The 24,851-nt window shown below is 24.5% G+C and carries 25 protein-coding genes, 2 tRNA genes and 2 pseudogenes; 22 read left to right on the forward strand and 7 right to left on the reverse strand.

The window, feature by feature from the left end; translation table 11 throughout:
- Window position 1: 1 nt before the first annotated feature.
- Both DDW03_RS00890 and DDW03_RS00895 read right to left on the reverse strand, forming a co-directional pair.
- Window positions 2–259 (reverse strand): hypothetical protein, encoded by a 258-nt coding sequence (locus tag DDW03_RS00890; protein WP_228615188.1) that lies wholly within the window; start codon window positions 257–259, stop codon window positions 2–4.
- Between the two features lie 73 nt (window positions 260–332).
- Window positions 333–1,301, reverse strand: a complete 969-nt coding sequence (locus DDW03_RS00895) for a replication factor C small subunit (protein WP_228615189.1) — start codon at window positions 1,299–1,301, stop codon at window positions 333–335.
- Window positions 1,302–1,341: 40 nt separating this feature from the next.
- Here DDW03_RS00895 and DDW03_RS00900 point away from each other — a divergent pair, with 40 nt between their 5' ends.
- The 19 genes and pseudogenes from DDW03_RS00900 to DDW03_RS00990 all read left to right on the forward strand — a co-directional run bounded on the left by DDW03_RS00900 (window position 1,342) and on the right by DDW03_RS00990 (window position 15,093).
- Entirely contained in the window at window positions 1,342–2,001 is a 660-nt protein-coding gene (locus DDW03_RS00900; protein ID WP_228615190.1) for a HemK2/MTQ2 family protein methyltransferase, read from the forward strand.
- A 2-nt stretch (window positions 2,002–2,003) separates the two neighbouring features.
- Window positions 2,004–2,765, forward strand: coding sequence for a TatD family hydrolase (locus DDW03_RS00905; RefSeq protein WP_228615191.1), 762 nt, complete (start codon window positions 2,004–2,006; stop codon window positions 2,763–2,765).
- Window positions 2,766–2,806: 41 nt separating this feature from the next.
- On the forward strand, window positions 2,807–3,556 hold the full coding sequence (locus DDW03_RS00910; protein WP_228615192.1) for an exodeoxyribonuclease III: 750 nt from the start codon (window positions 2,807–2,809) through the stop codon (window positions 3,554–3,556).
- Between the two features lie 23 nt (window positions 3,557–3,579).
- A complete protein-coding gene (locus DDW03_RS00915) occupies window positions 3,580–5,130 on the forward strand; it encodes an aldehyde dehydrogenase family protein (protein ID WP_228615193.1) in 1,551 nt (516 codons plus the stop codon).
- A gap of 199 nt (window positions 5,131–5,329) precedes the next feature.
- A complete protein-coding gene (locus tag DDW03_RS00920; protein ID WP_228615194.1) occupies window positions 5,330–5,812 on the forward strand; it encodes a class I SAM-dependent methyltransferase in 483 nt (160 codons plus the stop codon).
- A gap of 80 nt (window positions 5,813–5,892) precedes the next feature.
- Window positions 5,893–6,984, forward strand: a complete 1,092-nt coding sequence (locus DDW03_RS00925) for a DUF763 domain-containing protein (RefSeq protein WP_228615195.1) — start codon at window positions 5,893–5,895, stop codon at window positions 6,982–6,984.
- 35 nt (window positions 6,985–7,019) lie between these two features.
- Window positions 7,020–7,724, forward strand: a complete 705-nt coding sequence (locus DDW03_RS00930; protein ID WP_228615196.1) for a thioredoxin family protein — start codon at window positions 7,020–7,022, stop codon at window positions 7,722–7,724.
- 39 nt (window positions 7,725–7,763) lie between these two features.
- On the forward strand, window positions 7,764–8,219 hold the full coding sequence (locus DDW03_RS00935) for a hypothetical protein (RefSeq protein ID WP_228615197.1): 456 nt from the start codon (window positions 7,764–7,766) through the stop codon (window positions 8,217–8,219).
- A 22-nt stretch (window positions 8,220–8,241) separates the two neighbouring features.
- Window positions 8,242–9,213 (forward strand): NAD(P)/FAD-dependent oxidoreductase, encoded by a 972-nt coding sequence (locus DDW03_RS00940; RefSeq protein WP_228615198.1) that lies wholly within the window; start codon window positions 8,242–8,244, stop codon window positions 9,211–9,213.
- Window positions 9,207–9,503, forward strand: coding sequence for a metal-sulfur cluster assembly factor (locus tag DDW03_RS00945; RefSeq protein ID WP_228615199.1), 297 nt, complete (start codon window positions 9,207–9,209; stop codon window positions 9,501–9,503). Before DDW03_RS00940 ends, DDW03_RS00945 begins: the two co-directional genes overlap by 7 nt.
- Window positions 9,503–9,871, forward strand: a complete 369-nt coding sequence (locus DDW03_RS00950) for a hypothetical protein (RefSeq protein WP_228615200.1) — start codon at window positions 9,503–9,505, stop codon at window positions 9,869–9,871. The genes DDW03_RS00945 and DDW03_RS00950 overlap by 1 nt, the downstream gene beginning before the upstream one ends.
- Window positions 9,872–9,897: 26 nt before the next feature.
- Window positions 9,898–9,970, forward strand: a tRNA-Val gene (locus DDW03_RS00955).
- A gap of 32 nt (window positions 9,971–10,002) precedes the next feature.
- Entirely contained in the window at window positions 10,003–10,776 is a 774-nt protein-coding gene (locus tag DDW03_RS00960) for a DNA-directed RNA polymerase subunit D (protein ID WP_228615201.1), read from the forward strand.
- A gap of 30 nt (window positions 10,777–10,806) precedes the next feature.
- Entirely contained in the window at window positions 10,807–11,142 is a 336-nt protein-coding gene (locus DDW03_RS00965; protein WP_228615202.1) for a hypothetical protein, read from the forward strand.
- A 33-nt stretch (window positions 11,143–11,175) separates the two neighbouring features.
- On the forward strand, window positions 11,176–12,795 hold the full coding sequence (locus tag DDW03_RS00970) for a class I tRNA ligase family protein (protein WP_269140741.1): 1,620 nt from the start codon (window positions 11,176–11,178) through the stop codon (window positions 12,793–12,795).
- Between the two features lie 31 nt (window positions 12,796–12,826).
- Window positions 12,827–13,411, forward strand: a complete 585-nt coding sequence (locus DDW03_RS02780; RefSeq protein ID WP_320412270.1) for a class I tRNA ligase family protein — start codon at window positions 12,827–12,829, stop codon at window positions 13,409–13,411.
- Window positions 13,412–13,456: 45 nt separating this feature from the next.
- Window positions 13,457–13,795 (forward strand): annotated as a pseudogene (locus DDW03_RS00980) (HEPN domain-containing protein); the annotation flags it as partial.
- A gap of 21 nt (window positions 13,796–13,816) precedes the next feature.
- A pseudogene (locus DDW03_RS02795) lies at window positions 13,817–14,172 on the forward strand (nucleotidyltransferase domain-containing protein).
- 252 nt (window positions 14,173–14,424) lie between these two features.
- A complete protein-coding gene (locus DDW03_RS00990) occupies window positions 14,425–15,093 on the forward strand; it encodes a hypothetical protein (protein WP_228615204.1) in 669 nt (222 codons plus the stop codon).
- Between the two features lie 256 nt (window positions 15,094–15,349).
- Here the strand turns inward: DDW03_RS00990 and tpiA are convergent, their stop codons facing one another.
- A complete protein-coding gene (gene tpiA / locus DDW03_RS00995; RefSeq protein ID WP_228615205.1) occupies window positions 15,350–16,015 on the reverse strand; it encodes a triose-phosphate isomerase in 666 nt (221 codons plus the stop codon).
- 40 nt (window positions 16,016–16,055) lie between these two features.
- Here tpiA and DDW03_RS01000 point away from each other — a divergent pair, with 40 nt between their 5' ends.
- From DDW03_RS01000 to DDW03_RS01010, 3 genes are all read left to right on the forward strand, one after another.
- On the forward strand, window positions 16,056–18,614 hold the full coding sequence (locus tag DDW03_RS01000) for a cation-translocating P-type ATPase (protein ID WP_228615206.1): 2,559 nt from the start codon (window positions 16,056–16,058) through the stop codon (window positions 18,612–18,614).
- A gap of 72 nt (window positions 18,615–18,686) precedes the next feature.
- The gene (locus tag DDW03_RS01005; protein ID WP_228615207.1) at window positions 18,687–19,814 is read left to right on the forward strand and encodes a glycosyltransferase family 2 protein; all 1,128 of its coding nucleotides are present in this window, start codon (window positions 18,687–18,689) and stop codon (window positions 19,812–19,814) included.
- 2 nt (window positions 19,815–19,816) lie between these two features.
- Window positions 19,817–20,797 (forward strand): ribonuclease Z, encoded by a 981-nt coding sequence (locus DDW03_RS01010; protein WP_228615208.1) that lies wholly within the window; start codon window positions 19,817–19,819, stop codon window positions 20,795–20,797.
- On the opposite strand, the gene DDW03_RS01015 is transcribed toward DDW03_RS01010, so the two are convergent.
- The 4 genes from DDW03_RS01015 to leuS form a co-directional block, all read right to left on the reverse strand.
- Entirely contained in the window at window positions 20,783–21,211 is a 429-nt protein-coding gene (locus DDW03_RS01015) for a hypothetical protein (RefSeq protein ID WP_228615209.1), read from the reverse strand. The genes DDW03_RS01010 and DDW03_RS01015 overlap by 15 nt on opposite strands.
- A gap of 16 nt (window positions 21,212–21,227) precedes the next feature.
- A tRNA-Gly gene (locus DDW03_RS01020) sits at window positions 21,228–21,298 on the reverse strand.
- An 8-nt stretch (window positions 21,299–21,306) separates the two neighbouring features.
- A complete protein-coding gene (locus DDW03_RS01025) occupies window positions 21,307–21,963 on the reverse strand; it encodes a hypothetical protein (RefSeq protein WP_228615210.1) in 657 nt (218 codons plus the stop codon).
- Window positions 21,964–21,999: 36 nt separating this feature from the next.
- On the reverse strand, window positions 22,000–24,813 hold the full coding sequence (leuS, locus tag DDW03_RS01030; RefSeq protein ID WP_228615211.1) for a leucine--tRNA ligase: 2,814 nt from the start codon (window positions 24,811–24,813) through the stop codon (window positions 22,000–22,002).
- Window positions 24,814–24,851 lie beyond the last annotated feature (38 nt).

A 24,851-nucleotide genomic window follows, 5' to 3' on the forward strand; every position in this document is an offset into this window, starting at 1 on the left:
ATTAATTTTGATCTACATATATATAAACATAGATATATTTGTTCCCCCTGTCTTCGATCTTCATATTTTTTATAATCTCTTCATATTTTTTACTATCTATATCAAATAGATCTGGATATTTATTTAATATATAATCCATTATCAATCTTTTTATCATAATATCCTCATTCTTATGCACATTTTCAGAATTATACTCATCTAAAATCCCTTCTATTATATATTTTGGAATCTTAAATTCATATTCAATATTATACGGCATGTAAGATTTTACTATTTTCCAAAATATAAATGATTGCTTTATATTCTTGAATTTCAAAAATGATTATCAAAAATTATTTTCTACTTTGTAAACCTCTAAGTCCTATATATGCTAGCAAAGCACCTAATTGTATTATTGGATCTGAACCCTCTAATAATCTATATTCTATCTCTCCAGCATAATATATTATATCTAATTTTTCTTTTTCTGGTATATTCATTGAATAAACTTCCTTAGATAAATATTTAATTATATCTTCTCCAGCAAGACCATATTTTATCATTAAATCAATTAATTTTTCTCTAGCCTCAACAAATTTTCCTTCATATGCCAATTTTAATACTTCTTGTAATTCCTGTGGTTTTGCTACAGAGGCAACTTCATATATTAATTCTGGAGTTATATCTTTAGAATATAAAGCCGCAGCTTGTAACATATTTATTGATTTTCTCATATCACCTTCTGAAATATAATATATTGCTTCTAATGCATCATCGGTTATATTTAAATTTTCTTTTTCAGCTATTGACCTTAATAAATCGAATACATCCTTTTTATCTAATTGTTTAAATCTAAATATAACAGTTCTAGATTGAATTGGTTCTATAATCTTTGATGAATAATTACATGCCAATATAAATCTTGTTATTGAAGAATATTCTTCCATTATTCTTCTCAAAGCTTGTTGTGCGTCTCTTGTCATTGCATCTGCTTCATCCAAAAATACAATTTTAAATGGAAAATCTCCAATTGGTTTTGTTCTTGCAAATTCCTTTACCTTTTCTCTTATTACATCAATCCCTCTATCATCTGAAGCATTTAATTGTAATACATTTTGTTCCCATTTATCCCCATACAATTCTCTTGCTAATGCTAATGCAGCAGTTGTTTTTCCAACACCCGCAGGTCCTGCAAATAATAAATGAGGCATATTTTTATTTTCTACAAATGCCTTCAATCTTTTTACTATTTCATCTTGTCCTTTTATATCATCCAATCTTTTTGGTCTATATTTTTCAGTCCATATTTCATTCTCTGGCATAAATTAATAATTTAAATTAAAACTTAAATATAATGTTATTATGGACTTCGAATATGTAAAACATAATGATCTAATAATATATTATAAGATTTATGATCTTGAATGTTATCCTCCAAAAGAAGATTCCTTTTTATTAAATGATCATATAAAAGAATTTGCTAGAGGTAAAAAAGTATTAGATATTGGATGTGGTTCTGGAATCCAAGGTTTAGAAGCATATAAATATACAAAAGATGTATCTTTTTCAGATATATCTGAAGAATGTTTAAAATTATCTAAAATAAACTTTTATATAAATTATATAGATAAAAATTCTGATCTAGATTATCTATATAAAAATATAGATAAAATAAATTTACCAGTAAAATTTTATCTATCCGATTTATTTAATAATATAAATGAAAAATTCGATCTAATATTATTTAATCCCCCATATTTACCAGAAGTAAGTTATGAAGGAATAAAGGTCAAAAGATGGGTTTCTGGAGGAAAATTTGGATATGAAACAATAGATAGATTTTTATATCAAAGCATAACTAAATTAAATAATTTTGGAGAAATATTAATAATAATGTCTTCAATAACAAATCCCCAATATATATTAAATAAATATTCAAAATTTTATAATTATAGAATAATAGATAACATACATTTTTTCTTTGAAGATATATATTTAATATATTTAAAGAAAAAGTTTTAATTATGATAGTTGATGACCATGCCCATTTATTTTTATATAATAATGTAGATGAAAAAATAAGGGAAAATATTGAAAGAAATGTAAAATATATAATTGAAAATTCTATAGATATTGAAAGTATAAATAAAGTAATTGAAGAATCTAAAAAGTATGATATAATATATTATGCTTTGGGATTATATCCTGAGGAAATTGAAAAAATGAATGATAATGATATAGAAAAAATATTTGAATTTATTGAAGAAAATAAGGATAGAAAATTTTTAGCAATTGGAGAAGTTGGATTGGATTTTTCTAATATAAATGAAGATAAAATTAGAAAACAAAAAATATATTTTGAAAAATTTTTAGAATTGGCTGATAGATTAAAAAAACCAGTAATAATTCATGCTAGAAAAGCTGAAAAGGAAGTATTAGATATATTAACAAGTTATAATAATAAAAAAGTATTACATACATTTTGGAAACCTTCTTTAGTAGATAAAGCAATTGAAATAAATTGTTATTTATCAATACCGGCAATTGTTTATAGAGATCCTGGATTTCAAAAAATTGTAAAAGATGTACCATTAGAATTTATTTTAACCGAAACAGATTCCCCATATTTGGATCCGATAGAAAAAGGTAAAGCAGTAAATAATTCATGGAAAATAATGTATTCCTTAGAAAAGATATCTGAAATAAAAGATATAGATAAGAAAGAGTTAGAAGAAATAATATTTAATAACTTTGTTAAAGTATATAATATAAATAATGATGAATAAATATAGGCTGAAAAATGATGTAGAACCCGGAAACTGATAAAATGAAGATTATATCATGGAATGTTAATGGATTAAAATCAATAATTCAAAAAGGTTTAATTGATTTTATTAAAAAATATAATGCAGATTTTTATCTATTTCAAGAAATAAAAACAAAAGAAATACCATTAACTTTCCAATTTCTTGGATATAATGTATATTCATTTCCTGCAGAGAAAAAGGGATATAGTGGGGTACTAACATTATCAAAAATAAAACCAAATAATATAAAATATGGAATTGGAATTGAGAAATTTGATATTGAAGGGAGGGTTATAACAATGGAATATGATAAATTTTATTTAATAAATGTATATTTTCCAAATGCTGGAGTTGGAACACTAAAAAGATTGGATTTTAAATTGGAATTTGATAAAGAATTTGAAAAATATGTATTATCTTTAAATAAACCATGTATAATTTGTGGGGATTTTAATGTAGCACATAAAGATATTGATATATATGATCCAATAAATTTGAAGGGCTATGCAGGATTTACAGATGACGAAAGACGATGGTTTGATCATTTTTTATCTTTAGGATTTATTGATACATTTAGATATATAAAAGGAAATATAATAAAATATAGCTGGTTTTCATATTCAATTATTGCAAGAAAGAAAAATGAAGGATGGAGACTTGATTATTGTGTAGTAAGTAAAGAATTAAAAGATAAAATAGTTAATGCAGATATTTTAGATAATATATATGGATCAGATCACGTTCCAGTATTATTAGAAATAAATATATAAAAAATAAAAAACATTTTTTATTTATGGGTATAACTTTGTTACCTGAAAAACCAAAAATTGAGATAAAGAGTGAAGAATTAAGAAAAATAATAAAATACGATAACGATGGTCTACCAATATTTCCATCATTTATTAATGGAGAATGGTATTATGGAAATGGAGAATATATAACTATTAATACACCAATAGATTTATCACCTGTTGCAAAAGTTCCAAAAGTTCAATATGAAATTGTAGAGAGAGAAATTGATAGATTATATAATGAAAGATTTAATGCGAGAAATTATTCAGGATATTTAAGGGTTGAAAAATTATTAAAAACTGCAGAATTATTAGAAAAATATTCGGAAGACTTTGCAAATTTATTAATTATAAATGCCGGAAAAACAAGAAAACAAGCTTTGGGAGAAATAGAATCTACAATTAATAGAATAAGAAATATTGAAATTGATTATAGAAAAATTGCTGGAGAGTATTTACCAGGTGAATTTGGTAAAGATTATTTAGAATCCGAAGGAATTATAAAAAGAGAACCTTTAGGATTAGTTTTAGCAATAGCTCCATTTAACTATCCATTATTTGACTCTGTAAATAAAATAATATTTTCACTATTACCTGGAAATGTATTAATTATTAAACCTCCATCTTTAGATCCATTACCAGTAATATTATATATTAGGTTATTAGAATTGTCAGGTTTTCCAATGAAATATATATCATTAATAACAGTACCTGGAAAAGATATGAATAAAATAACACCAAATAAAAAGATATCTTCAATAATATTTACTGGATCCACAGAAACTGGAGAAGAAATAATAAAGAATTCTGGAATTAAACAATATTTAATGGAATTGGGTGGAGGAGCTCCTGCATTTGTATTAAATGATGTTGATATAAATGATACAGCAAAAAGGGTTGCATCTGGTATTACATCATATTCTGGACAAAGATGTGATTCTATAAAAATAATATTTGTAGAAAAAGAAATATATGATAAATTTAAAGAAAAATTAATAGAAGAAATTTCAAAGGTAAAAATAGGAGATCCTAGAGATGATAATACAACATTTGGACCGATTGCAGATCCTAAGACTGTAGATGAATTTGTATATTCTATAGAAGATGCAAAACAAAAGGGAGGAAGAATATTATATGGAGGAAATAGATTAGATAAAACATATATTGAACCTACTTTAATAGAAGTTGATAAAGAAAATGTAGATAAATTATATTTATTTAATAAGGAAGTATTCTTATCTGTAGCATTATTAGTAAAAATAGATAATATAGATGAAGGATTAAAAATTATAGAAAAGAGAAGATATGGATTAGATGCCGCAATATTTGGAAATGACATAAATAAAATTAGAAAAATAGCGGAATATTTAGAAGTTGGGGCTGTATATATTAATGATATGCCAAGGCATGGAATTGGATATTATCCTTATGGAGGTAGAAAAGATTCTGGAATTGGTAAAGAAGGATTAGGATATGGAATTGAATTTACTACAACATATAAATCAATAGTATACAATTATAAGGATAAAGGCATTTGGAATTATAAGATATAATTTTTGTAATTAATTTTAGATCATTTGCAACGAAATTATTTTTATAAATACTAAAATTTATTATAGAAAATTAGTAACGATTATTTATATGTAAATTTGAGCAATTTGCATATATCAAAAGGTTTATATTCTTGATATTGAATATGCTACAATGATTGGTTTTCATCATTACATATATAATATGGACGTACGTAGTGATATGGCTGAACTAGTACTAAATTATTTACCACAAGGTGGAGTAGCTGCTGATCTTGGTTGTGGAGCAGGTAGGTTTTGTAAGGTGTTATTAAATAAAGCTAGCAAAGTTTACTGCGTAGATATAAATGACTATGCAATTAATATGGCAAAAGAAAATATTAAGGATGAAAGGGCTATATTTTTAAATGAAGATGCTTCATCAACATCAATACCTAATAGCTCTGTAGATCTAGTAATAATGGTTAATGCATTCCATGATATGGAGAATAAAAATAAGGTAGCTTTAGAAGTAAGTAGAATTCTTAAACCAGGTGGTTTAGTTTTAATTATAGAATCTAAACCAGGTTTAGCATCGTATGGACCACCTCCATGGTTAAGAATGAGTCCAGATGACGTAATTAAATACTTCAATAATCCTCAATTTAAAGTAGAAGGTATAAAGGACTTGGGTGATTTTAACGCTATATTAATTAAAAAGATTTGATCTTTTTAGCTATAAAAATTTTGATCAATATAAAAGAATGAAAAATAATTTTTAAGTACAATTTAGATAAATAATTTATAATGAAAAAAGTAGGTGATGTAGAATTAAGATTGGCAAAAGGACCTGTTCCACATTATAAAGAATTAAAAGAATTAGAAAGAAGTATAGTAAAAGTAATTATTGAAGAATTTGGGACAGAGGAATTAATAAAAAGATATTCAAACCCATTATGGTTCAATTCTTTAGCATGTTTACTCGGATTTGAATGGAATTATTCTGGAATGACTACTGTAACACTAAAAGCATTAAAAGAAATATCTATAGAAGATAATTTACCAATAATTGTTTTGGGAGGAAAGGGAAAAGATTCAAAAATAACTGAAGAAGTAGAAACTAAAGATATAAAAGATAAATTAAAAGACAAAATAAAGGATGTATCAATAACTTCTGCAAAGGTTGATAATTATTTAATTCAAGATGGATATAATTTATATTTTCATTTTTTAATTTCTGATGATAGAGGTAATATGACCATTATAAATCAAAAGATGTCAATAAAAGAACAAAAAGTTAGAAGATTTCACTGGATAAATATAAATTATTTTGATGATTCCCAAATTGGTTTTGGATCAAATACAAAAACATTAAATTTATCATCAAAAGAATCTGAAGAATTAAGAAAGAATATTTTAGAAATAATTAATAATGAAAGAACAGAAAAAATAAAAGAATATATAATAAGATTAAAATCATATCAAAATAAAAATAATACTATATTAAAATATATTAGTAAAGAAAATAATGATTATATATTTTATCAAGAATTGCCTTACTATTTAAAGATACCCGATAAAATATATTGGAAAGCATTGGAAATTAATAGAACTGTAGAAAATTTCAAAGATTTATTATTTATAAAAGGTCTTGGACCTGGATTATTAAGAGCACTAGCATATACTGCAAAAATAATATATGGAAGTGAATTATCATGGAGGGATCCTATAATATATACATTCGCACATGGGACAAAGGTCGGAAAACCATATTATGTTAAAAGAGCATTAATGTTAGAAGAAGCAGAATTATTAAGAAATGCAATTGAAGAAGCAAAAGTTAATAATAATTTTAAGTTAAGATCTTTGAGAAAATTAAATGAATTAATAGATATATGATAAATTTATAAAATAAAGATGTTATATATTATTAAATGGCTGAGGAAATTTTAAGTGAAGAAGACAAAAAAGCATTAAAAGAAATGTTTGATAAAAGTTTAAAAAATCCGGTAGAAATAACTGTATACTTAGATGAAAAAAATAATAAGGAAACAAGTGATTTTGCAAAGAAAATTGGAGAAGTATTAATGCAAATAAATGATAAGATAAAGTTTGAATTCTTAGATGCATATGATCCAAAGGTAGAAGAAGAAATGAAAAGTAAAAATTTATTAATAGATAAGTATGGAAATAGGAGAGGTCCAATATTTGTATTCAAAAAATATCCTGGGATTATATATTATGGATTGCCATCTGGAGAAGAATTTCCAATATTTTTAGAAGATATAATACATGTATCAAATGACCATTTTGACATAGATGGAGCTACAGCAAAGAAATTAGCATCAATAAATGAACCAATAGATATATACGTATTTGTAACCCCAACATGTCCATATTGTCCATATATGACACATCATTCCCATCAATTTGCAATGGTAAAAAATAATATTAGAGGTATAATGATAGAATCATATGAATTTCCAGAATTTGCTGAAAAATTCAAAGTATATGGTGTACCACATATTGCAATAATAAATAAAGATGGAAATGTTTTAACAGAATGGGAGGGGGCTATTGGAGAAATGGAAATATTTGCTAATAAAATAAAAGAAAGTTTAGAAAAAGCTTCTAAATAATTATATTTTTATAAATTTTAACATACATATTGGATTTTGATGTTGTATAGATATAAATTATCTACTATAGAAAATGGGCCAATAACTGCAATAAGTTCTGACCTATATATTGTTAACATACCCAGAGCTTCATATCTAAATATTGAAAATTTAGAAAACTCAGTTGAAGTAATTGGTAGCATTTATGTTCCTGAGAAGTCTTACAAAGAAATTATAGATAATTTATCTAAATATAATAAAAGATTATCTTATTCATATGGAGTAAAGGGATCTATTGTTGACATCTATTATGGAAGATATCAAGATAATAAATTAGAAGAAAATATAAAAGGAAAACCAGTAGAAATATTACCAGATCGTGACTTAGACTTAGATAATAAAATAGAGATGATAACAAATGATTGGAATTTATATCAATTAGCAAATAACGGAAAAGGTCTTGATATGATAGTTAAAATACCTATTTTCCAAGATTATCAAAGATTACATTTATAAAAATTTTTGAATAAATTTTTTTATGCCAATAAGTTTATCACTGGGTAATATATCAAATGTAGAGAATTTAGATAAAGAATGGGATGTAATTATTGTTGGAGGAGGTCCCGCGGGTTATACTGCTGCATTATACTCTGGAAGATATAGATTGAAAACATTGGTAATAACAAAAGATGTTGGAGGAACATTAAATGAGGCAAACGTTATTGATGATTATCCTGGATTGGAAAACTTTAAAGGACCCGAAATGGGAAAATTATTTAAAAAACATGCAGAAAAATATGGGGCAAAAACATTGATAGAAAGTGTTGTTAGAATTGAAAAATTACCTGATGGAAACTTTAAAGTTCTTACAAATTTAGGTAAAGAATTTATTGCAAAAGCAGTTATAATTGCAACAGGTTCTCAAAGAAGAAAACTAGGTGTTCCTGGAGAGAATTTGAAAGGTGTATCATATTGTGCAGAATGTGATGCTCCACTTTTTAAGGATAAAATTGTTGGAGTAGTTGGAGGAGGAAATAGTGCGTTCCATGATGCTCAAGTACTTGCTCAACATGCAAAGGAAGTATATATAATTCATAGAAGAGATGAATTTAGAGCAGATCCTGTAGAAGTTGAAGAAGCAAAAAAGAATCCAAAAATTAAATTTATACTAAATAAAGTTGTAAAAGAAATAAAAGGAACAGAAAAAGTTGAAGAAGTAGTTTTACAAGATACAAAGACTGGAGAAATAAGTTCAATGAAATTGGATGGTTTATTTGTAGCAATAGGATTAGTTCCATTATCTGAAATAGTTAAAGGTTTAAATGTAAATATGGATGAAAGCGGGCATATAGTTGTAGATCAATGTGGAAAAACAAACGTAGTAGGATTACTTGCTGCAGGGGACGTAACAACACAAATATGTAATTTAAGACAGGTTGTTACTTCAGCAGCACAAGGTGCTGTAGCTGCATATAGTGCTTTCCTATATATTAAAACAAAAAAGTGGTAAAAATTGAAGATATATTAAACAAATTAAGAGAAGTAACAGATCCAGAACTTGGATATGATATTGTATCTTTAGGAGAAATAGAAGATGTTAAAGTAGAAAATGGGTTGTATATTATAAAATTTTTGCCTACTTCTCCTCTTTGCCCATTTATATCTGCAATTTTAGAACAAATAGATGAAAAATTGAAAGAATTAAATATATATGAAAATTCAAAGATAGAGATAGATTTTGAAAATAAATGGAGTTTAGATAGAATAAGCCCAGAAGTAAGAAAACAATTGGGAATATAATGGAAAATAAGATTAAAAAAGAATTTGAAATGTTTTGTAAAATAAGTGGGGGAGAATATAGAGAAGGAACATATATAGAATGTGTAAGAGATAAATATTATATTAGATTATCTGAAGAAAATGGATTAACATTTATGGCGGGTTCAAATATAACTTCCGATTTCGAAATATTAAACATAAAAGATTGTAAAATAATTGATTGCGAAAGGCTAACAAAAAATAATGAAATGAATGAATTGGAATATTATATATTTAATATTTATTTAGATAAGGGTTTATTATCAATAAGAAGAAAAATAAAAGAAGATAAAATTATTGTATATTTAAAGACTTCAGATATTGAATATGAATCTTCAATAGTATTTTAAAATTTTTACAAAAATATTAAATGAAAGGGACCGTGGTCTAGTGGCTATGACGCCACCCTTACAAGGTGGAGGTCCGGGGTTCAAATCCCCGCGGTCCCAAAATTTATAAATAATTTTTATAAAAATCTTACATGCTAGAAATATCATTATTAGAAAAATCTACTGATAAATATGCAGTCGATAAAGATAAGAAAATATATAAGTTAAAATTATTGATAAGGGATGTAACCCCGAATTTCCTAAATGTTTTAAGAAGAGCAATCTTAGAAGAAGTAAAAACATTGGCAATTGAGGATGTTTATATTATAGAAAACAATTCTGCAATGTGGGATGAAATGATAGCACATAGATTGGGTTTAGTTGTATTAAATACCCCTGAAAATATTAAAGAAAATGAAGAAATAAAACTTTATTTGGAAAAAAATGAAAAAGGATATATATATGGTTCTGATTTAAAGACAGATAGAAAAGATGTATATGTAGTTTATCCGGAAACAATGATCGCATATATTGATGAAAATCAAAAAGTAAAATTAGAAGCTGTTGCAATACTTGGTAATGGAAAACAGCATGCAAAATTCATACCTGGACATGTTTATTATTATAGAACTGGAGAATTGAAATTGGAAGGAAAACTAGATGAAAAGGAATTAGAGAATTTAAAATTATTAGGAGTAGAGATAAAGAAAAATAAAGTACAGATACCAAAAGAAAAAGAATATGATAGAACCTTTTTGGATGCAATAGAAAGAGCATCAAATGAAAAAATAAAGGTTATACCGAAGGATGAATTTGTCTTTGTTATAGAATCCTTTGGTCAATATTCAGCAGAAAAATTAATACCATTGGCTATTAAAGAATTGCAAAATAAATTAAATAATTTGTTAGAATTTTTATCTAAATAAACTTATAAATAAATATTATATAATTTATTAATGGATTGGAGAAAGGTTGTTTTAGTTTCTGTATTTTCTGTATTAGTATCTTTTTTATCGGGAATAGGAATGGCAATAGCACTATCATTACTAATATATATGTTAGTAAAAGGTATGGATAAATGCATTTTATCAAATCTAGGATTAGTATTAGAATTTGCAGGACTTCTAATATATATAATGGGAACTCTATTACAACCAGTATATTCAAATACACAATCAATAATGCAAACTGGAGTTTATCTATTAATAGGAGGTCTTGTATTATTATTAATAGGAATGCTAGTAGTTATGTTGGTTAAAAACAAGGTAAAGGAAAATATATACGAAGTATAGTCTTTTATATATTTTTTATATATATATTTTTGAATGGATAAAAGACCTGATTATAAAATAATTGAAAAAGAAATATTAAACTTATGGAATAAAAATAAGGAAATTTTTAAATTTGATATTAATAAAGATCAAAGATATATAATAGATACTCCGCCACCATTTACTTCTGGAGAGGCACATATGGGTCATGCTCTAGAATTTATATGGATAGATTTTTTGGCTAGATATAAAAGATTGGAAGGATACAATGTATATTTTCCTTTGGGATTTGATTGTCATGGTTTACCAACAGAATTAAAAGTTATAAATAAATTAAAGATATCTAAAGAAAATAAAGAACAATTCATAAAAGCATGTATTGATTGGACAAATAAAATGATCGAATCTATGCATAAAACATTTGAAAGATTGGGATCATCATTTGATAGAGATAAAGTATATAAAACAATTGATAGAAAATATGAAGCATTTGTTCAATATACATTGATAAAAATGTTTAATGATGGTTTAATTGAAAGAAAAAGATATCCAATAATGTGGTGTCCAAAATGCCAAACAGCAATTTCAATGCAAGAAGCTGGATATTTAGAAAAGGAAGGATATTTAATATATATAAAATTGCCAACAAATAATGGAAAATATATATTAATAGCAACAACAAGACCTGAATTGATTAATTCATGTTCGTTAATATTAATTGCAAAAAACAAATATGTAGAAACTGAAAATAGTTTAATTGTATCAAAAATATATGCAGAAAAAAATAATTTAAAAATTATAAGGGAATATGATTATAAAGAATTAGAAAACTTAGAAGTTACAATTCCATTAATAAATAGAAAAGCAAAGATTATTTCTGATAATGATGTAGATTATAATTTTGGAACAGGAATTGTTTGGATATGTACATATGGGGATCCTTATGATATAAAATGGAAAGAAAAGTATAATTTACCTGAAATAATTTCTATATCGGAAGATGGGAGAATAATATCAAGTATAAATGAAATAAATGGATTAAAAGTTGAAGAAGCAAGAGAAAAAATGAAAGAAATATTAAAGGATTATATATATAAAATAGAAAAGATAAATCATAATGTATTATCACATACTGAGAGATCTGATTGTTTATCACCATTAGAATTCATTCCGAAAGAACAATTCTTTATAAAAATAAAAGATTTAAAGGAAAAAATATTGGAATGGCAAAAAGATATAAAAATAATTCCTGAAAGTGAAGTAAAAAGATTAATTGATTGGATAAATAATATAGATCAGGATTGGAATATTTCTAGGACAAAAATGTTATGGGGTCTTGCATTCCCATTTTATGAAAAAGATGGAAAAATATATCCAGTAAATATAGAAGATTTACCAATTGATCCAAGAATAGATAAAGAAAAAGTAAAAAAATATGCTGGTAAATTCTTTGAAGATGAAACAGTCGATGTATGGATTGAATCTTCAATAACACCTTTAGCAATATTATATTATGCGTTGACAGAAAATAAAGAATTTAATCCAAAAGAATTACCAGAATTATTTGATAAAATAAAGGAATATCTACCTGTAGATTTAAGACAGCAAGGATATGAAATAATAAGAACATGGCTATTTGATACAATTGTAAGGGTAAATTTATTAAAAAAATAAAAATCCATGGAAATATGCATTAATTCATGGAATGGTACTAGATGAAAAGGGAAGAAAGATGTCTAAATCTTTGGGAAATGCTATAGATCCAAATGAAATAATGGATAAATATTCTCCAGATGCTTTAAGATATTGGGCTCTATTAGCTGCACCAGGTAATGATTATAGATTTAATATAAAAGATATTGAATCTGGACAGGCTTTTATAATAAAATTATGGAACATTGGTAGATATATTGAAATGAATATAAAAGAAAAGCCGGAAAAGGTTCTAGAATTAAAAGATGAAGATAGAGAAATAATAAAAATATTAGAAAAAAATATTAAAGAATCTAAAGAATATGTTGATAAATTTAGATATTCTGAATATGTAAAATTATGGAGAAAATTTGCATGGGAAGATTTTGCAAATAATTATTTAGAAAAAATAAAGGAAAGAATAAAAAATGATGATAAAACTGCAAAATATCTATTATATACAATATATAAGATAATATTAATTATGTTACATCCAATATTACCATATATAACAGAATATATATATCAACAATTATATAAGGAAAATAAATTAATAATCGAAAATAAAATTGATGAAATAATGAAACTTATTTTATAAAGGATAGAATTAAAGATAATATTATGAGGAGATGTTGAATTATGGTTAAAGCAATCTTTGGAAGATTTAGATACAGCAAAAGTATTATTAAATAATAATAAATATTATGCTTCTGCATTTTATTCACATCAAGCAGCAGAAAAATGTTTGGAAGCCTTATTATTATATTTTGGAAAGTATGTAAAAACCTATGACTTAAGTAAAATGCTTGATATAATTAAAGAAGAAGTAAATTTAAATGTTGAAGAAATAAGAGAAGAAGCATTAAAATTAAATCCAAATTATACTATTTCTAGATATCTAGACACAGCAAACAGTTTACCATATTTATTATATGATAAAAATGATGCTAGAGAGTATTTAAATATGGCTGAAAAATGTTAATTGAGTTAAGAAATTTATTAAATGAAGGCAAAATCTGCTATTGAAAGTCAGAAAGATCTATTAAAAAAGGCTATAGAAGTAGTAAATAATATAAAAAAGAAATTAATATAATTGATGTTTATGTTGTAGGTTCTAGAGCTAGAGGAGATTATTTAGATACAAGTGATTTAGATTTAGTGATAATATCTGATGACTTTAAAAATTTAAGATATATAGAAAGGTTAGAAAAACTATATAAATATTCTAAAGGGGATATTGAATTTTTTGCATTTACAAAAGAAGAATGAGATAATCCAAAAAGTTTATTTATAATTAATATGAAAAAAGAAGCAAAAAGATTAGAAGATTTAGCAAAATCTTATGAAATAAATTTTTAAATTATTAAAAATAAACTAAAGGGATATATTTTTTTACTATTATTTATAATTCTTTCTCCACAATAATTTTTTGTAACAATTATAGAAAATTTACTATAATATCCTCCAAACTTTATATATTCATTTAAATACCAGAATTTTATTATCCTCTCAAAAATTATGTAAATAATAGGATCTTCATAATATCGTAACTACTATTTTATAATAGATGATAACAATATATTTAAAAATTTTTCTAATAGTTGATATATTATGGAAGATAAATATGATCCTAAAGAAATTATAAAAAATAGCTACAAGTATCTTAATCAAACAATAGAAGAGGCTTGGAATGTATTAAGCAAAAATGCTCCAGCAACGCTAAGATCATTAGATTCTTTAATTAAATTTATGAAGAAAAAGACTGTATCCTATAACAATGCTTTATTTAATTATGTAGAAGCAAAAAGCTGGATAGATGAAAAACATAATAAGAATGAATATTATGCAGATCGAATTCTATGGTATATTCTTGATAACTACTTCATGGCTGGTATGGTAAAAGGTATTAGCGAATATGCAAAAAAATTGGATCCCAAAGAATCAGATTATTACAAAAAAGTCAATCATATAACAGGTTTTATAAATTATTTAATAGATCTAGGAGAGTTTTCTACAATTTATGCAGCCTTTACAGAAAAGACTACTGAGGAATTAAAAAGTAAAGGAAAGAAGTCTCTTAAAGATTACAATAATGCACTCCAAAAAATGTCTGACTACCTCGCAAATATAGTAGAAAATCTATTAGAAGATCCAATAAAAAATAGAAAACAATTCTATAAAAGTCTGGAAACTAGAAGTAATTATATAAGTAAATTGATCGAACTTTTATATGAAGCATCCAAAAAAATCAAAAATATATTTTATCATAGATATAATTAAAGTATAAGTTTGATATATTGTAATTTTTTATTAAATATAACAAAATAAGAATTATTTTTTATTTAATAGATAAGTAAAGAATTATTATTATAATATTTTTTAACTATAAAAATAGTTATTTTTAATAATTTTTTCTTTCCGGACTATCTTAATCCTTAATTGATATAATTTCTCTTATAAATATAATGTAAGCTATCATACTTTTTCTGAAAACCTTTTAATTTTGGCATGGTCAAAATTAAAACATATTTAAAAATTATCTTATAAAACCTTCGGCCAATTCTTTTATTTTTTCATAAAAATTTTTAGCCTTTGTAACTGCAGATGCCAATAAAACACCCTCAGCTCCATATTCTAATGATTTCTTTACATCTTCTTTATTACTTATACCAGCTCCTACTAATACTTTAACATTTGGATTTACTTCTTTAATCATTTTAACAGAATTTATTACTATTTCTGGTTTAGCAGTTGATACAGAAATTCCCGTTCCTATTAATTCCGGTGGTTCTACTGCAACATAATCTGGATTTAATTTTGCAATTGCAGCTCCTACAATTTCATCATTTGCACATACTATTGTAGTTAAACCCAATCTTTTTGCCATATTTATTGCCTTTTCTATATCAATAATTTTCATTGGTTTTTCCGAATGATTTATTAAGGTTCCAACAGCACCAGCTTCTTTTACAGCTTCTGGTAATATATATCCTGTATGAGCGCCTGGTTCAATTGGATCTATATGCTGTGCAAATATTTTTACTTTCTTTGCATTCTTTGCCAATAAATATATATCAGTAAATTGTGGGGCAATCACTATATTAATACCATATTCTTCAGCAACCTTTTCAGCAGCTTCTAATAATTCTAACCCTCTTCTTCCAATTGTTTCTATGTAAGATTTCAAATTTATAACTAACATTTAATAATTTATAAAATTCGTAAATTTATAAGAATTTATAATGTGGCATTCTTTATCCATTGAAGAGGTATTAAAAAGGCTAAATACATCAAATAAGGGTTTAGATGATTATGAAGCTGAAAGAAGGTTAAAAATATATGGAGAAAATAAAATAAGATTAGAAAAAAAGAATTTTATAGAAATTATAATAGAATATTTAAAAAATCCCTTCTTATTATTATTTATTGTTGCAGATATATTATCAATTATTTTTGGTGGTATTAGTGAAGGTTCTGCAATAACATTATTTCTAATATTGTATATAATATCGGATTACTTACATGATAAAAAATCTGAAAAAATAATAAAATCTTTAGAAGAAAATATAGAAAGTAATGTTTTAGTTATTAGAAATGGAAAATATGAATATGTAAAATCATCAAAAATTGTTCCTGGAGATATTATTGTATTAAAATATGGACAGAGAGCTCCTGCAGATATAAGGATAATAGAATCAATTGATCTAGAAGTTGATGAAAGTTCCCTAACTGGTGAATCCGAACCTGTAAAAAAATATAATACAATATTACCAAAGGACATTCCAGTAAAAGAAAGAAAAAATATGATATATCAGAATAGTTATATAATAAAGGGAATTGCAATTGGTGTTGTAGTTGAAACTGGAAATAATACATATTATGGAAGTATATATAAAAATATAAGTAAACAAAGAAGGAGTAAATCTCTATTACAAGAAGAATTAGATAAATTTTCATATTATATGATAATAATTATATCAATAATTGTAATTATATCTTTTGTAATATTATTAATAAAAAATATACTAAATTTATATCAACTAATAATATTTGTAATAGCTTTGGCTATTGTTGTAATACCTGAGGGATTACCTGCAGCATTAGTATTAATATATACAATAAGCAGTCAAAAATTAGAAAAAGATAATATATATATAAAAGATCCAAATATATTGGAAGATATTAGCAATATAGATACCGCTGTTTTAGATAAAACAGGTACAATTACATATAATGAATTAATTATAGATAAATTTTTCTATAATGGTAAATTTTATGATGTAAAATATTATAAAGATAAGGCAGAGATAATATATAATAAAAAAATAATAAATATAGATGAAGTAAAAGAATTCTTAATATTTTTGTATAATTCAATAGAGGATTATTTAACAATAGATATAGAAAAAAATATTGGAGATCCTATAAATTTATCAATATACAGATTGGCAAAATATTTTAAGATTTCTAAATTTTTAGAAAGATATTCTGTAAATTATTTTGATCCATATAGAAAAAGATCTTCTGTAATAGTAAAATATAATGATAAGAAATATTCAATAATAAAAGGCTCTCCATCTTCCATTTTATCTATTTCAAAATATATAATAATAAACAATAAAATATTTAGAATAGATAAATATAGAGAAAAAATTGAAAAAATTGAAAAAGAATACGGAAAAAGGGGTTATAAAATATTGGCAATTGGTATTAAAGAAATAAAAGAAAATGAAGATCCAGAAAAGGATATAACATTCTTAGGATTATTATTTATAAAGGATAAAATAAGGGATGGAGTTTTAAAATATATAAAAGAATTGGAAGATCTTGGTATAAATATATATATAGTAACTGGGGATAATAAAGATCATACACTAGGAATATTGAAATTATTAAAATTAAATTATAAAATAATAGATGCAAATGAGATAAAAAAATTAAATGAAAATTATTTATACAAAATATTAAAGGATTATCATGTTATAGTAAATGCGGATCCTTTAGACAAATATAGAATTGTAAAAACACTAAAGGATAAGGGACATAGAGTATTATTTGTTGGTGATGGTACAAATGATGCTATAGCATTGAAGATATCCAATGTAGGTGTTTCATTTTATAATGCAACAGACATAGCAAAAGACTCTGCAAATGTTATATTAATGGATAAGGGAATAGATAATATAACAAAACTAATTATGGAAGGAAAAAGGATTATATATAATTTAAAAGTATATATTTTAGTAATGTTATCTGAATTATTGGGGATATTTTTATTTATTTCAATTGGATTTTTTATATATAATCAAATATTTTTACAAGCTTTACAATTATTATTATTAAATTTAGTAATTGAAACAATTAATTCATTATACATGGGTTCCTCAGATGTCAAAGATAAAAAAATATTAAAGAAAATGAAGGTTAAAATATTTGATAGATCTACAAAATTAGAAATAATAAGAAATATGATATTTATTGGACTTACTTCCTTAATTGTTGCTCTAGCTACAAATGATAATAGCTATATAATAATATTATTCTTGATAGCAACACAAGGAATATTATATATACATTATGAAAAAATATTCTCATTAAATATAACAAAAACAAAAGAATATTATTTATCAATATTTTTATCCACATTTATAACATCTATATTTTTAATTGGATATTTAAGAGAAATTATTCAATTTATAATACCATCTTTAATTGATATAGCAATATTTACAATAGTTTCCTTATATTTCTTCTTTATATATTGGGTAATAGAAAGAGTAGAAAATGTCAGAGGTATCTGAATTTCATCATGTATCAGCTAACTCTGACCTTCATCACTATTTTTAATAATATTAATATAAAATATAATTTTTATGGATCTCCCTAAAATATCAATTATATTTCCTATTTATAAAAAAAGTAAACATTTGGAAAATAATATTAAAAAAATATTAGAAGATCCTTATCCAAATGATCTAAAAGAAATAATAATATCAATAGACTCGCCGGAAAATGATTTTTTAAATAAATTAATGGAATTAAAAAGTAAGTATAAAAATATAACATTGGTTATATCAAAAGAGAGACGGGGAAAGGTTTCTGCAACTAATGATGCAGTAAAAATATCTTCTGGAGAAATTTTATTTTTCTTTGATTCAGATGTTTTCATTGATTATATCGATATAAAAAGTATTGTTAATGAATTAAAAGAATATGATATAATAGAATTTTATAAGGAAATAATTAAAAAAGGTTGGCTTGGATATCTTATGTTCATAGAATTTTCTTTATATTTTGATATTATTGATCCGATATTAAATAGGACAAAAAAACCATTATTCTTAAATGGTAGTGGATTTGCAACTAAAAAAAATGTATGGAATGATGTTGAAGGATACTCTAAAGTATATGTAGAAGACGTTGATTTTGCCATGAAAGCTGGAAAAAAGGGATATAAATATCATATGTCAAAAAATATAAGATTACTAATTGAACCATTAAAAAATTTAAGGCAATGGATTGATCAAAGGAAAAGATGGAGTTTTGGGTTGATAGAAGTAATATTAAATCATCTAGATTATATGGTAGATTTTTTTATTCACAATATGTTAACCTCTATATTTATAATTCTAATTTTATATTTACCATATTTAATATGGACTTATATATACATTTACCTACCAGCCTCTTTCTTATATCAGGTTGCTATAGGTATGTACGAAAACTTATCTAAAAATATTAGTTTTATATACTTAATAATATTAAATCCTACATCCATTTTCCAAACATTTTACATTCTATATCTAACATTACTATATATAATGATAACATCTTCTTACATATATTTATTAATTTCAGTAAAAAGAAGAAAGTTGTATAATTTTCTTTCATTTATATTATTTTCAGTATTATATATACCATTATATGAGATTATCTTAATATATGATATAATATATTATGGAATATTTGAAAGGGCTCCAAAGATGAATTGGAAGGTTTGATGATGAAAAGAATAGTAATATTGGGAACTTCATCTTCAATGCCTACTAAAAGTAGAAATCATCCAGGGATATTTATAAAATTCAATAAGAAAGGAATTTTACTAGATTGTGGAGAAAATATACAAAGACAATTAAGAATAATGAAAATCTCACCAACTGATATAGATTATATATTAATTACACATTGGCACGGAGATCATATTTTAGGATTACCAGGTATTTTTCAAAGTTTATCTAGCATGAATTATAATAAAAAATTAAATATAATAATTCCAAAAGAAAATATAGAAAATTTAAAAAAAATAATTGAGGGTTTTATTATTCCGATAAACTTCGATATAAATATAATAGAAGCAAGAGAGGGTTTAATAGTTGATGAAGAAGATTTCCAAATATATGGGATAAAAACAAAACATTCTACAATATCTTATTCATATTATATTATAGAAAAAGATTATATTAAACTAGATAAAGATCTTCTAAATAAATATAATATAAAAAATAAAGAATTAATTAAAAAATTAAAAGAAGGAAAGGAAATAGAAATAAATGGTAAAAAAATATCTTATAAAGATGTAGGATATATAAAGAGAGGGATTAAAATTACATATATTACTGATACAATATTTTTTGATAAATTGATTGAATTTGCGAGGGATAGTACAATATTAATATCTGAATCTACATATTTCTTCCAACCAGATCTTGCAAAGAAAAATATGCATATGGATTTTTTAGAAGTTAGAGAGATATTTAATAGAAGTAATAGCAAAATATTATTATTAACACATTTTAGTCAAAGATATGAGGAAGAAATGGAAAATATAAGGAAAGATATTGAAGAAAAAAATGAAAATATTTATATATTGGACGACTTTGATGAAATATATATCTACAAAGATAAAATAGAATTAAAATTAAAGAGAAAGGAAATTATTTATAAATATGATGAAAAAACTGGAGATGTATTAAGACTCAATTAACTTTTTCAATTCTTCCTTTAATTCTTCTAATTCTGCAGATATGTCGTCAAGTTCTTTTCTAATTTGATTATTATTTTCCTTATTTTCTTCATTCATTACTTCAACTTTTGGTTTCTTTCTTACTCTCTTTTTTTCTTTAATTTCTACCTTATCCAATTCTTCAGAATTAATTTCCTTATATAGTTCTTCTATACCTTTTGTTTCTGGTAATGAATTTAATAGTTCGTCTATTATATCTTTTATAGACTTTATATTTTCCAATAATTTATCTAATCTCTGAATCCTAATTTCATGATTCTTTATATCATGCAATACATCATATAGTTGCAAATATATATTTCTTTTTACTCTCTTAATTACTCCCAATACATCTTTCTCGGATTTTATTCCAACATATAGATCATCTAGAGACATTGTATGAACCATTTTATGCGCCGGCCGGGATTCGAACCCGGGTCTTAGGCTAGGCAGGCCTACGTCCTACCACTAGACTACCGGCGCTCTCCATTCTATCTAAATATATCTAACACACTATTTATATTACTTTTCGATTCTTCCAATTTTTCTTTTAATCCTTTTATACTTTCTAATCTCTTATTTTCATCTTCCTTTAATTCACTAACTAATTTTTCTACTTCAGACATCTTTTCCTTTAATTGTTGTAATAGTTCTCTAACTCTTTTATAATCTTCTACCTTTATTAATAATTCTTTTCTTACTTCTAATGGTTTTTCTTCCTTTATATGTTTTTTATGAACACTTTCTTTAACTTTTTCCTTCAATAATGGTTTATTTTCCTCTAAAGCTGGTTGTTGACTAAATCCTTGAGATCCAAACATTGGTTGTTGATTTCCAAATCCTCCAAATTGTTGGTTATTAATATTCTGAACTCCACCGATATTTTGTTGTCCCATTCCTGCAAATTGTTGTTGACCAAATCCCTGGGATCCGAATGCTGGTTGCTGGTTTTGGTTTCCTAATACGCCAAAACTACCCGGGTTGTTGTTATAATCATAAAGATTCTGGCCAGTTCCTGGAATATTATAATTATTACCCATATCCATTGACATACCGCCCATTCCTCCAAGTTGGTTTTTTAGATTGTCTAGGTCTCCATAAAAGTCTTCTTCATTCTTATTCTTTTTCTTAAATAAACTTATTACCATATAATATAATTAATAAGTCATAAAATATAAATCTTATTATTCTAAAAATACAATAGCTGGTTTATATGGCATTGCCCTATTCTTTTTAGATTCTTCTGATTCCTCTTCATATTCTATAATTATATCTTTAACATTTAATTCAGATTTAAATAAATCTACAGCAGAATTTAATAGTTCATATTCTTTTTCTCTATCTAGAAATTCGTCAAGTATGTATATATTCTTCTTTACAAACGATAATATATCCCTGTAGTTTGGATAATTATTTAAAAATTCATCAATCTTATTTTTATTATTTCTTAATTCATTAAATAATTCATATTTTTCTTTACTTGCAATTATTATTTTTACTTTATTAAATATTTTATTATTCATTAATATTTTTAACTTTATTAAATCATCTCTTACAGATTTTACATATTTCTCATACTTTTCATATTCATCTGTATAACTTAAATTTTCTGGATATCTTATATTAAAAGGATCCAGACCAATTTTTTCAAATATTTCAGAAATAATATGGGGAACAATTGGATATAAAAATATTGCCTTATATTCAATATATTTATTTACAATTTTTCCATTTATCTTACCAGAAGCTCTCTTTAAATACCATTCAAAAGAATTATCCAATTCAAATATCTTATTAATAACATTCATATAATTTAATTTCCCATATTCATCTTCAATTTCTTTTGCCAATTTATTTAATTTATTTTCAAACCATAGATCTATATAACTTTTTTCATATTCTTTATGTTTATTATAATTTTCTATTGAATAATTATAGAATGATATTAAATATTTCATTACGAATTCTGATTTTCCTAAATCTATCTTTGCATCATCATAGGATGAATTCGCAGACATTGCGATAATAAATCTTAATATATCTGCAGAATATTTTCTTAAAGCATCTTTTAATGATATATAATTTCCCAAAGATTTTGACATTTTTCTTCCCAAAGCATCTACGGCATATCCATTTATAGCAATACCTCTTGGCCAATATTTTTTATCAAATATTGCTACATGATGAAATATAAAGAATGATAGATGATTTGGAATTAAATCTTTTCCAGAACTTCTTAAATCTACAGGATACCAATATTCAAATTCTTCTTTCATCTTCTTTACAATATCTCCATATTTTCTTATTATTTCTTCCTCATTTCCTTTATTCAAAAATATATAATCAAATAAATCATCCTCAATTTTATCTGGATTTATATTTTTTATTAAATGAGCAATTGTATAAAATGCCATATATATTGTAGAATCTGATAACGATTCTATTACCCAGGATTTATCCCAGGGTAAAGGTGTTCCCAATTCATCCTTATTATGTGCACATGCCCAATCTTTCAACCAATCAATTTTTTGATGGAAATCTTGTCTTACATTTTCTGGATAAAAGTTCATATTATCTACACATTCATGAGCAAGTTTTTTCCATTCAGGATCTGAATATTTTAAGAACCATTGATTATCTATAATTTTTACAATACATTGATTACCATACCTAGATTCAAATCTTGGTTTTAATGTATAATGTATCTTTGCTATATTTTTATCTATAAAATCTTTAGCAATATTATCCTTTGCTTCATATATTTTCATACCACTATATTTTCCAAAGATATCAGTTAATACTCCATTATAATATTCTAAAGAATATACTTCTTTTGTTGCATCTTCCAATTTTTGTACATCTTTTTGATTATTTATTTTCATTTTTTCAACAATCTCCTTTGCAGGTATATTATATCCAGGAACCTTAAATAAAACTTTCATATTATCTAAACATTTCTTTGCTATTTCTTTATATTCTGTATTTAATAAATCTCTCAATCCAATATAATCATATGGAGCATGAGAAGGAACACTCATAACAATACCAGTTCCAGTTTTTGTATCAACAAATTCTGCAGGCAATATTGGTACTACTTCATTTGTTAATGGATTTATACATTCTTTTCCAATTAATTCTTTAACATCAATATCTTTAATTTTCTCTAATTTATATCCTTGTGCATTAAATTCATCAACAACTATTGTATCTGGTAATATATATTTATTACCACTTTCCTTATCTAAATATATTGAATATTTTCTATTTGGATTTATCCATATATTAGTTACTCCATATAATGTTTCTGGTCTTAATGTAAATGCTGGTAATATTATATTTTCATCCTTTAATCTAAATAAAATTATATAACCTTCTGTAGGACCTATTCCAGCATATTCATCAGGTCTATCATGATCTCCAACAGGTATATTTGCAACTGGATCATATACTACAGGATGCTTTCCAGTTATAACTAAACCTTTTTCTTTCAATTTTCTATATTGCCATTCTATAAATTTATTATACCATGGATGTAAATATGTTGTATAAAATTTTCTTCTCCAATCTATTGAACATCCCAAATTTTTTATATCTTCCTCAGCTTTTTCTACAAAGTATAAAGCCCATCCTGCTGGATCTTTTAATTTTTCTATATCTTCATCAGAAACTCCTTCATCTTTTAATTCCTTTATAAGTTTTTTATCACCATTTCTCAATCTCCATGATTTTGCAACAATTGGTGATCCAGTTAAATGAAAACCTTGGGGAAATAATACATTATAACCCTTTAATCTTTTATATCTAGCAATAATATCTACTCTAGTTAAAGATAAGGCAGTACCAATATGAAGAAATCCACTTACATATGGATAAGGAAATGTAACAAAAAACTTTGGTTTTCCTTTATCAGGATTCGAATAATATATTTGTTTTTCATCCCATATCTTTTGCCATTTTTTCTCTATCTCTTTAAAGAATTCTATATTATTTTCATTCATAAAGTAATTTAAATATAAAAATACTTTTAAAATTATTT

Source organism: Candidatus Nanobsidianus stetteri, from assembly GCF_003086415.1.
Taxonomy (GTDB): domain Archaea; phylum Nanobdellota; class Nanobdellia; order Nanobdellales; family Nanobdellaceae; genus Nanobdella; species Nanobdella stetteri_A.